Genomic DNA, 10,148 nt, shown 5'->3' with positions numbered 1-10,148 from the left:
AAACGTTCGCTGCGCATGGGAGCCTCCTCAAAAGGAAGCTTGAATCACAAAAAACACGATCTGTGAATCCTATATGTCCACAGACTCTAGATCGCACTGTTTCATTTCGATGGTTTGAAACGGTTTTCCCCAAACGAAAGCCTTGGTAGGGGCACGATCAACCGAATCGAAAAATTATTGCAGAAGCTAACGTCGACGCCCGCTATTCCGGCGTTGCTTGCCGCGAAGTCCACGACGGTATTGGACCAAGCCAGATCAGCTTCGCAGCCCTTTGGCGCAGTGGCAACCAAAACCCCGCGCCAGCCAACTTCATCGCTCCGCTGAAAGAACGTTATCCCTCACCTGCCGTCTTGACTGACACTCCGCCGCGCCTTCGCAAACCCACGATCCGTCGCGATAAACCGTTCCAGCATCGGCACGATCAGCCTGGCGGGATCCTCAACCTCCTGCCCGCTCTGCCGCCCAAGAATCTCGGCATAGGCCACCAGATCCCGATGCAGCTTCGCCGACAGTTCCAATGTCACCTTGACCGGCTTGTCGTCTGGCAACGGCCCCAACTTCAGTTTCACCATGGTCATCCTCCGTAAGGTTCCAGCACAAGATCACGCGTGACGATCACGCGCACCGGGAACCCCGGCCGGATCGTCAGCGTGGGCGCTACCTGCAACTGGCGTTGGACGATCTGCTGCCCGGCATCGTCGATCGTGTCCTGGGCACCTTCGCGGATCGCCTGAACAAGGCGATCGTCGTCACTTGCGGCGAGTTCTGCACCGACGCTGAGCAGCGTCGACAGCCCGACTGCCTTGACGAGATCCCACCAGTGGTAATCGACGCCATCCTCCAGGCCGGCATGCCCAAGCGTGTCCGCTCCCGGCTGGCGCTCAAGCACGATGGAGCGGCCATTCGGGAAGATCAGCCGGTTCCAAACAAGCAGAACCCGGCGCTGACCGAAGCCGACATCGTTGGAATATTCGCCGACGATGCGGGTGCCCTGAGGGATCAGCAGCAGTCTTCCTGTCGGACTGTCATAGACGTGCTGAGTGACTTGGGCGGTGATCTGCCCGGGCAGATCGGAGCGGATCCCGGTGATGAGGGCAGCAGTGATGACGGATCCGGCCTGCAGCACATAAGGCGATGCAGGCGCCATGACACGATCGGGAGCCGTGGTCCGGCGGTCCACAGACGCATTCAGGAATGCGAGATTGCTGTCTTGTGCCGCAACACCACCTGGAGCACTGCCGCCGATCGGCGGCACTGCGCCGAGCCCTGTTCCGCCCGATGCGGCCTGTCCGGTCTGGAAAAACACCCGGCTGGTGCGTGCAGCCTCTTCCTCGGCAAGACGGCGCTGTCCCTGCTCGTCGAGTGTCGGCGTTTGGATCGCCGGAGGCACAGCCGGCTGTCCGCGCTCCCGCGCCTTGAGGATCGGCCGGCCGAGATCCCCCGGCAGAGGCGGTCCCAGCACCGGGCCGGTATAGTCGCTCGGCAGCGTGTTCAGTCCGTCAGCCGTGTTGCGATTTTCCGTCGAGAACAGTTCCTCGCCCGCGCCGCTCCGGTCCGGTGCCTGGAGCGCATAGATCAAAGCTCCTCCGATACCGAGCAGGGCGACGAACCCGACCCCTGCCAGCACCTTGCGCGAGAGACGCGTCACGCGTGGTGGATCTGGCCGCAACCGCATTGCCGCTTTGACATCTGAGTTCAGGTGCGAACCGCCGTCTTCCTGTTTCTGTTCTTGATCGTTCATGCCCCCTCACCTCCGGTGCCGATAGTTGGTCGCTCTGAAGGATCACCAGCAGCTTGCCCTTTTGTCAGGTCATTGCGCCTTCCATCCGTCCGAACGATCCTGACCGTTTGCTGATGCTTGCCACTGCCAAGCCGGAGTTCGGCTGCTCCGAAAATCCGGTCGACGATCAGGATGTTCCTGTAGACGCGGCTGTTGACGATTTGCGGGTTTCCATCGGGACCGAGAACGAAAACCGGCGGCATCTCCCCCTGGACGATACCGCCCGGGAACTCGACATAGACCCGCCTGCCATCGTCATAGACGGAGACCGGACGCCAGGGCGGGGTGTCGCCGGTGAGCCCATACCGGTAGTTCCGTGCTGAGACTGCCGGTATGCGCGGCGTTGCCGGGACGACGGAACGCTGTGAAGTCGGAGACCGCGGATAATTCCAGGCAACCGCGGGCATATAAGAACCCTCGACTGAGCGAAGCTCGATCCTGTAGACCCGCCGGTCGGTGGTGACCACCAGATTAGTCTCGATGTCCGGGCGGGCCGGTTTGACGAGGATATGGACCTGAGGCTCCTCGCCTGAGCCGCTGGTGGTGTCTCCGATGATCCAGCGGGCCGTGTCTCCGGCTGCGATCGGGCCGGCACCGGTCAGGGCTTCCCCCGGTTCCAGCGCAATGTCGGTGATTTTGCCTGGAGCCGTGTAGACCTGATAGAGCGCTCCTTCCGACCAGGGATAGATCTGAATGGCGTTGTAGTAACCCTCGCGGCGCGGCTCGATACGCGCGGCCGCGTTGGCATTTTCAATCCTGCCAGCTGATGTTTTTGCCGCTTTGCCTCCTTTGGCCGGTGTCCAGGCCGGAGGCGTATGAAGGGGTTTTGGCCGATCGTCGCTCGAAGTCTTGGGAACGGCAGGCAGGGGCGGCACAGTCTGATCGTAGCCGATCTGCGGAGGTGTGTAGGTGGCGCAGCCCGCCAGAGCCGTCGCACAGAGAAGCACAGCCGCGCTTGCGGAGATCCGGAAATCCGGAAACACGGGTTTACGGAGAACCTTCTTCATTGCCCCATCTCCCGCGACCAGTTGATGGCATTGACATAAATGCCGAGCGGATTGGCCCGCAGCCGTGCTGCATCGCGGGGCGGCTGGATGACGATGGTCAGGATCGCGGTCCAGCGCTCTGTCGCGGAAAGCTGGCCGTTCTCATAATGCCGCTCGGTCCAGGCAACCCGGAAACTGCCGGGCGAGGCTCGGATGACGCTGGAAACCTCGACCGCAACCTGTTGCTTCCCGACCCTGGCAAACGGATCGTTTGAACGTGCGTAATCGTTGAGTGCGAGCGCCCCACGATCAGTGGTGAACTCATAGGCCCGGAGCCAGTTCTGCCGGACGATGATGGCATCGGCGGGAATGCTTCGGACCTTCTCGATGAAGCGTGCCAGATGAAACGCGATCTGCGGATCGGACGGTTCGTAGTCGGCTGTCGCGGCCGCAACCACTTGCGCCTCGCCCAACTTGTCCACTTGCACCACCCAGGGCACAACCGAGCCGTTGACGGACTGCCAGATGAGCGCGGTGGCAAAACCGCCGGAGAGGATGAGGCTGCCGAAGGCCATCAGCCGCCAGTTTTTTGCCTGGACGCGGGCCGAGCCGATGCGCTCGTCCCAGACCTGGGTGGCCTTCTGGTATGGCGTGACGGGCTCGGGGGATTTGCCGTAGTGAACGGTAGACCGTTTGAAGAGGCTCATGAGCGATCGCTTGTCTGGAGATTGATGGAAGCACCGCCGCCGTGACTGTCGCCGGACCGGACGGCATGGGCGGCCGCGGACACACCGTGGGAAAGCTGCTGGGAGCGCTTCATGCGTTTTGCCCAGGAAGGCGGGCCATCAGCAGCGGGAGTTGGGGGCGTGGCCGAGACATCAGGCGTGCCTCCGTCGCCAATCGTGCCGCCCGTTGCCTCAAAAGCTGTCCGGACTCCGGATCGATGGCTCGCCTGAAAACTTTCCGCTGCCTTTGACTGCAGCCGTTTGAGCGGTGAAGCCGCAGCTCGTGCCCCGGCACTTGTCACAGCGCCAAGGCCGGACGCGACACCGGAAACGCCTGATTGGCCGGCCGATCCGAGGCTATAAGCAGTCGAGGCTCCGCCTGCGATGGCAGCACCGCCGCGTGCGGCCGCCGCGGTTCCGGACAAGGCGAGCGCGCCACCACGGGCCGCCAGCCCGGCGGCCCCAACTCCGGCCACTGCAGCGCCTCCCACCGCAAGGCCGGTGCCGACTGCCGACCCGGCGCCCAGTTGAGGACCACCGGAGACGAGACCGTTCGCGATGCCCGGACCGAAAATCCCGAGGCCAAGCAGGGACAGGGCAGCCAGAACCACGGCCATCGCTTCGTCGATGGTCGGCGTGATACCGCCGAAACCGGCGGTGAATTGAGCAAACAGCGTTGAGCCGATGCCGATGATGACGGCCAGTACCAGCACCTTGATACCAGAAGAGATGACATTGCCGAGGACACGCTCGGCCAGGAAGGCGGTCTTTCCGAAGAGGCCGAAGGGAATGAGTACAAAGCCAGCCAGGGTCGTCAGCTTGAACTCGATCAGCGTGACGAAGAGCTGGATGGAAAGGATGAAGAAAGCCAAGATCACCAGGGCCCAAGCGAAAAGCAGGCAGGCGATCTGAATGAAGTTCTCGAAGAAAGCGACCCAGCCCATCAGGTCGGAGATCGATTCCAGCAATGGCCGGCCGGCATCGAGACCCACCTGCGCCACCTTGCCCGGACGCAACAGATCGGCAGCGGAAAACCCGGTGCCCGATGCCATCAGGCCGAGACCCGCAAAGCTCTCGAAGACGATCCGGGCAAGATTGTTCCAATTGCCGATGAGATAAGCGAAGACACCGACAAACAGCGTCTTCTTCACCAGACGGGCGATGATGTCGTCATCCGCGCCCCAAAACCAGAAGAGCGCGGCCAGCGTCACATCGATGACGATGAGGGTTGTCGCGATGAACGCGACCTCACCACCGAGCAGCCCAAAGCCGCTGTCGATGTAACTTGTGAAGACCCCGAGGAAGTTGTCAATGACACCGGTCCCGCCCATGGATCACCGCTCCTCGACGGTTCGAGGATCACGTCCTAGAAACCGGTCCCGGGTCTGCTGCCAGGTTGCCAGACAGTCTTGGTCATCGAGCGCGGCCCTACCCATTTGCTGGCAGCGGCGTAGATCGGCACGCACAGGATCGTCGGACGGCTGTGCGGCCGGTGCAGACAATAAAGGCACCGGCTCCCCCTTGCGGGACATCTCGATCAGGCTCGCGGTGATGGCGATTGCCACGAAGACGATTGCAGCCAGCCGGGCCAGCATCCTGCCGTCCATGGAAAATTCCTCCCAAAAAATCAGTTGTTGAACATGCGTACGTTGCCGGGCTGGTAGCCGGAGCCCGGCGTCAGGAAGCGCTGCCGCTGCACACGACCCTGTTCGGCGGCAGCCGTTCGTTCCGCTTCGCTTAATGCAATCGCCCGGCCATTGGCAGCGACCACAGCCGTGAGATCGGAAAGTTGCTGGGCCTGGAGGGCAAGGAGCTGGTTGCCCGCCTGGGCTGTCTGAAGGGCACCTGTGGCGCCCTGGCTCTGCCCGATCAGCGCGGACATCTGGGCGCGGTTGGTCTCGATATTGCCGACGACACCGGCCTGAATGCGAAGTGCGTCCTGGAGACCGCCGACCGTGTTCTGCCAGCGGCTGCGCGCACCAGCGACAAGTTGCTGTTCGCTCGCGCTCAGATCGATGTTGCCATAGTGCTGCTGGAACAGCTGATCGATCTGCTGGACGTCGAAGGCGATGTTTTGAGCCTCTTGCAGAAGCTGCTGTGTCCTCTGCACGGACTGCTGGAGCTGCTGCAGGGCCGAATAGGGAAGACTGGCCAGATTGCGGGCCTGGTTGATCAGCATCTGCGCTTCGTTCTGAAGCTGGACGATCTGGTTGTTGATCTGCTCCAGCGTTCGCGCCGCCGTAAGTACATTCTGGGCATAGTTCGACGGATCGAACACGACCCGCCAGGCATAGGCCGGCGGAGCCAGCGCGACGGAGCCCAATGCGGGAATGGTAAGGAGCGCGGCGGCCGCAACAACTGCGCGGGATCGGCGGAACGTCATGAAGAGGTCTCCAGGTTGGTGAGGTCGGGGATGAGATCGGCCGCCCAGGGAAGACCGCGGTGGCGCAGCCAGGCGTCGAGGAAACCTCCACGGCCGTGGTCCGCGAGGATTCCACTGATCGCGGTCTGATCGGTCTTCGAGGAGGTCGCGCAAAGGGCCAGCGCGACTTCGGACAGGCCCAGTTCAAAGAGCCGGTTGCCGCGCCGGGACTGGCAGTAATAATCGCGCTTGGGTGTCGCCCGTGCGAGGATCTCGATCTGGCGGTCGTTGAGACCGAAGCGGCGATAGATGCCGGCAATCTGCGGCTCGATCGCACGCTCGTTCGGTAGAAGCAACCGCGTCGGGCAACTCTCGATGATCGCCGGTGCGATGGCCGATCCATCGATATCGGACAGCGACTGTGTGGCGAAGACGACGGAGGCGTTCTTCTTGCGAAGCGTCTTCAGCCATTCCCGGAGTTGGCCCGCAAATCCCTCGTCGTCGAGCGCCAGCCAGCCTTCATCGATGATGATCAGGGTCGGCGATCCGTCGAGCCGGTCCTCGATCCGGTGGAACAGATAGGCGAGCACGGCAGGTGCCGCACCCGTGCCGATCAGCCCCTCGGTCTCGAAGGCTTGGACGTCGCTTGACCCCAGGTGCTCGTATTCCGCATCGAGCAGGCGGCCATGGGCCCCGCCGATGCAGTAGGGTCGCAGAGCCTGTTTGAGATCGTTGGACTGGAGCAGCACGGAAAGTCCGGTGAGCGTTCGCTCTTCTACCGGCGCAGAGGCAAGCGACGTCAGCGCCGTCCAGACATGCTCCTTGACGTCCGGGTTGACGGAGACGTCTTCGCGCATGAGGATGGCAGCGATCCAGTCGGCGGACCAGGAGCGCTCAGTGGCGGCCTCGATCCGGGCAAGAGGCTGCAGCGACACGCTGCTGCCTTCGGTGAGGCCGCCGCCGAGATCGTGCCAGTCACCGCCCATGGCGAGGCACGCTGCACGGATCGATCCCCCGAAATCGAAGGCGAACACCCTGGAGTTCCGGTACCTTCGGAACTGCAGCGCCATCAACGCCAAAAGGACGGACTTGCCCGCCCCTGTCGGGCCGACGACCAGCGTATGGCCGACATCGCCGACATGAAGGGAAAACCGGAACGGGGTCGAGCCTTCCGTCTTGCCATAGAGCAAGGGAGGAGACGAAAGATGCTCGTCCCGCCCCGGCCCCGCCCACACCGCACTTGAGGGGATCATGTGGGCGAGATTGAGAGTCGAGATTGGCGGCTGGCGGACATTGGCATAGACATGGCCTGGCAAGCTGCCCAGCCAGGCATCGACCGCGTTGATCGTCTCCGGCATTGCCGTGAAATCGCGGCCCTGGATGACTTTTTCCACGAGCCGTAGCTTCTCGTCGGCCACCTTGCTGTCCGTATCCCAGACCGTGACGGTTGCCGTGACATAAGCGATGCCGGCATGGTCTGCGCCGAGTTCCTGAAGTGCCAGATCGGCATCTGCCGCCTTGTTCGCGGCATCGGTGTCAACGAGTGCCGATTGCTCGTTGGTCATCACCTCCTTCAGGATCGCAGCTAAGGATTTGCGTTTGGCGAACCACTGGCGGCGGATCCGGGTGAGAAGCTTGGTCGCATCCGTCTTGTCCATGAGGATCGCCCGTGTCGACCAGCGATAGGGAAAGGCCAGCCGGTTGAGGTCGTCGAGCAGGCCCGGCGTCGTCACGGACGGGAATCCTGTAATGGTGAGGACCCGCAGATGCCTGTCTCCGAGCCGTGGCTCCAGGCCGCCGGCAAGCGGCTGATCCGCAAGCAACGCATCGAGATAGACCGGCGTCTCCGGCACGCGGACCTGATGCCTGTTGGTAGAGACCGTCGAATGCAGATAGCTCAGCGTCCTGGCGTCATCGAGCCAGAGACATTCGGGCATGAAGGCCTCAATCAACTGGAGGATCCGGTCGGTGCGGTCGATGAAACCGGTCAGCACCTCGTGTGGATTGAGGCCTTTGGTCTCCCGGCCCTCGAACAGCCAGCGTTCCGCGCGGGCGGCTTCTTCGTCCGGCGGCAGATAGGTGAAGGTCAGAAAATAGCTCGACTCGAAATGCGCACCGGCTTCTTCGAAGCTTGCCTTGCGCTCCGCATCGACCAGCGCAGAAGCCGGATCCGGAAAGCTGCTGTCTGGGTATTTATTGGCAGCATGACGCTGCGCCTCGACGAAGATCGCCCATCCGGACCCAAGCCGGCGAAAGGCATTGTTGAGACGGCCGGTGACGACGACGAGTTCAGCCGGAACGGCACTGTCGAGATCCGGGCCACGGAACCGGGCCGTGCGTTGGAAGCTGCCATCCTTGTTGAGCACCACGCCCTTCTCAACCAGGGCAGCCCAGGGCAGATAATCGGCAAGGCGGCTGTTGCGCGTGCGGTATTCGGCAAGGTTCATCATCGACCGGTCCCCGCTCAAACAGCCAGATGCGCTGGAAAGCGCAGATGCCGGCGTCCAACTTCAGCGAAGAGCGGATCGCGCTTTGCGGCCCAGACCGCGGCCAGATGCCCGATGAGCCAGATGACAAGCCCGACCAGCCAGAGACGCAGGCCGAGACCGACGGCGCCAGCCAAAGTGCCGTTCAGGATCGCAATGGCGCGGGGAGCTCCACCAAGCAGGATCGGTTCGCTCAGGGACCGATGAACCGCGACGGTGAAACCCGGCACCACATCTTGCTGTTCGAATGTCTTCACCATCAGACGAGCGCCCCGCCGCCGAAAGAGAAGAAGGACAAGAAGAAGGAACTGGCGGCGAAGGCGATCGACAGGCCGAAGACGATCTGGATCAAGCGCCGAAACCCGCCGGACGTATCGCCGAAGGCCAGAGACAGTCCCGTCACGATGATGATGATCACCGCGACGATCTTGGCGACAGGGCCTTCGATGGATTCCAGGATCGACTGAAGCGGCGCCTCCCAGGGCATGGAGGATCCAGCAGCGTGTGCTGTTGGAACGGCCAGCAGACTAACGTGAGTGATGGCTACGGCCGTCGCGATATGACGTCGTACACGAAAGATGGTTCGGATCATGAAGGATCTCCTGAATGGGTGGGGGCAGGAACGGCGGGGGAAACGCGGTAGTCGCCGTCTGGACCGAGACCCACGACACGGGCAAGTTCCACGAGCCGCCGCTGGGACCCACGTCCGGCAAGGACGGCGATGAGGTCAATCGTTTCCGCGATCAGGGCGCGTGGGACAGTGACGACGGCTTCCTGAATGAGCTGTTCGAGCCGGCGCAGGGCACCAATGGCGGAACCGGCATGGATCGTGCCGATGCCGCCGGGATGGCCCGTTCCCCAGGCCTTGAGGAGGTCAAGAGCTTCCGGTCCGCGCACCTCACCGATCGGGATGCGATCGGGGCGCAGACGCAAGGAAGAGCGGACGAGGTCGGACAGGGAGGCGACGCCTTCCCCGGTGCGCATGGCGACGAGGTTGGGCGCGGCGCATTGCAGCTCGCGGGTGTCCTCGATGAGGATGACACGGTCGGAGCTCCTGGCAACTTCCGCAAGCAGGGCGTTGGTCAGCGTGGTCTTGCCGGTGCTCGTACCACCGGCGACAAGAATGTTAGCGCGTGCCGCGACGCCCGAGCGGAGTGTCTCGGCCTGTGCTGGTGTCATGATCCCGGCGGCAACGTAATCCTCGAGGGTAAAAACGGCGACGGCAGGCTTGCGGATGGCGAAGGTCGGTGCGGCAACGACAGGAGGAAGAAGGCCTTCGAACCGGTCTCCCGACTCGGGAAGCTCGGCCGAGACGCGCGGCGCACCACCATGAACCTCCACACCGACATGGTGCGCGACCAGGCGAATAATGCGTTCGCCGTCGGCTGGCGATAGGCGTTCACGCGCGTCAGACAAGCCTTCGGAGAGGCGGTCAATCCAGAGGCGCCCGTCCGGGTTCAGCATCACCTCGATGACGGCAGGATCTTCCAGAAGACGGGCGATCGCCGGCCCGAGCGCGGTGCGGAGCATCCGCGCGCTGCGTGCCTGGCCTTCCGGTTCTTGATGTGATGGTGCCATGGGATCCCCGTTGATGCCAGGGACGACACGCACGCTCCCGGACGGGGATGATTAAAAGGACCTGATTTTGGAGGGATTCAATAGCTTTTTGGCAGCGGAGTAGCGTGTCCGTCCGGTGAAGCCGGTCTTCATGGCGGCGACGCGCTCTGTTACGCTGCTTTTGCAGCGTAACACCAAGGCATGAGTTCGTTGATGCGATTGATCTTGTGGTCGGCGATTTGTGCCAGAACC

Annotated in this window: 11 protein-coding genes; all 11 read right to left on the bottom strand. The window is 62.8% G+C overall.

Features of this window, described 5'->3' with window-relative positions; translation table 11 throughout:
- Positions 1–338 precede the first annotated feature (338 nt).
- The 11 genes from ACXAIC_RS24360 to trbB are packed head-to-tail and all read right to left on the bottom strand — an operon-like array spanning position 339 to position 9,917.
- Positions 339–572: a DUF2274 domain-containing protein gene (locus ACXAIC_RS24360; RefSeq protein WP_475186951.1), complete on the bottom strand. Its 234-nt coding sequence runs from the start codon at positions 570–572 to the stop codon at positions 339–341.
- A 2-nt stretch (positions 573–574) separates the two neighbouring features.
- Positions 575–1,741 carry a TraB/TrbI/VirB10 family type IV secretion system protein gene (locus ACXAIC_RS24355; protein ID WP_475186948.1) on the bottom strand — a complete coding sequence of 389 codons (1,167 nt, stop codon included), beginning with the start codon at positions 1,739–1,741 and terminating at the stop codon, positions 575–577.
- Positions 1,738–2,787 carry a P-type conjugative transfer protein TrbG gene (gene trbG / locus ACXAIC_RS24350; RefSeq protein ID WP_475186947.1) on the bottom strand — a complete coding sequence of 350 codons (1,050 nt, stop codon included), beginning with the start codon at positions 2,785–2,787 and terminating at the stop codon, positions 1,738–1,740. The genes ACXAIC_RS24355 and trbG overlap by 4 nt, the downstream gene beginning before the upstream one ends.
- Positions 2,784–3,473 carry a conjugal transfer protein TrbF gene (gene trbF, locus ACXAIC_RS24345; protein WP_475186944.1) on the bottom strand — a complete coding sequence of 230 codons (690 nt, stop codon included), beginning with the start codon at positions 3,471–3,473 and terminating at the stop codon, positions 2,784–2,786. Before trbF ends, trbG begins: the two co-directional genes overlap by 4 nt.
- Positions 3,470–4,822, bottom strand: a complete 1,353-nt coding sequence (trbL, locus tag ACXAIC_RS24340) for a P-type conjugative transfer protein TrbL (RefSeq protein ID WP_475186942.1) — start codon at positions 4,820–4,822, stop codon at positions 3,470–3,472. The genes trbF and trbL overlap by 4 nt, the downstream gene beginning before the upstream one ends.
- Positions 4,823–4,825: 3 nt before the next feature.
- On the bottom strand, positions 4,826–5,098 hold the full coding sequence (gene trbK-alt, locus ACXAIC_RS24335) for a putative entry exclusion protein TrbK-alt (protein ID WP_475186940.1): 273 nt from the start codon (positions 5,096–5,098) through the stop codon (positions 4,826–4,828).
- A 20-nt stretch (positions 5,099–5,118) separates the two neighbouring features.
- The gene (gene trbJ / locus ACXAIC_RS24330) at positions 5,119–5,874 is read right to left on the bottom strand and encodes a P-type conjugative transfer protein TrbJ (protein ID WP_475186938.1); all 756 of its coding nucleotides are present in this window, start codon (positions 5,872–5,874) and stop codon (positions 5,119–5,121) included.
- Positions 5,871–8,303 (bottom strand): conjugal transfer protein TrbE, encoded by a 2,433-nt coding sequence (gene trbE / locus ACXAIC_RS24325; RefSeq protein WP_475186936.1) that lies wholly within the window; start codon positions 8,301–8,303, stop codon positions 5,871–5,873. Before trbE ends, trbJ begins: the two co-directional genes overlap by 4 nt.
- A 14-nt stretch (positions 8,304–8,317) precedes the next feature.
- Entirely contained in the window at positions 8,318–8,599 is a 282-nt protein-coding gene (locus ACXAIC_RS24320) for a VirB3 family type IV secretion system protein (protein ID WP_475186933.1), read from the bottom strand.
- Positions 8,599–8,931, bottom strand: a complete 333-nt coding sequence (locus tag ACXAIC_RS24315; RefSeq protein WP_475186930.1) for a TrbC/VirB2 family type IV secretion system protein — start codon at positions 8,929–8,931, stop codon at positions 8,599–8,601. Before ACXAIC_RS24315 ends, ACXAIC_RS24320 begins: the two co-directional genes overlap by 1 nt.
- The gene (trbB, locus tag ACXAIC_RS24310; protein ID WP_475186929.1) at positions 8,928–9,917 is read right to left on the bottom strand and encodes a P-type conjugative transfer ATPase TrbB; all 990 of its coding nucleotides are present in this window, start codon (positions 9,915–9,917) and stop codon (positions 8,928–8,930) included. Before trbB ends, ACXAIC_RS24315 begins: the two co-directional genes overlap by 4 nt.
- Positions 9,918–10,148: the final 231 nt, after the last annotated feature.

The organism is Roseibium sp. AWQ4_254 (assembly GCF_056161025.1).
The sequence above is the reverse complement of the archived record's forward strand: the minus strand, read 5'-3'. Positions and strand labels throughout refer to the sequence as shown.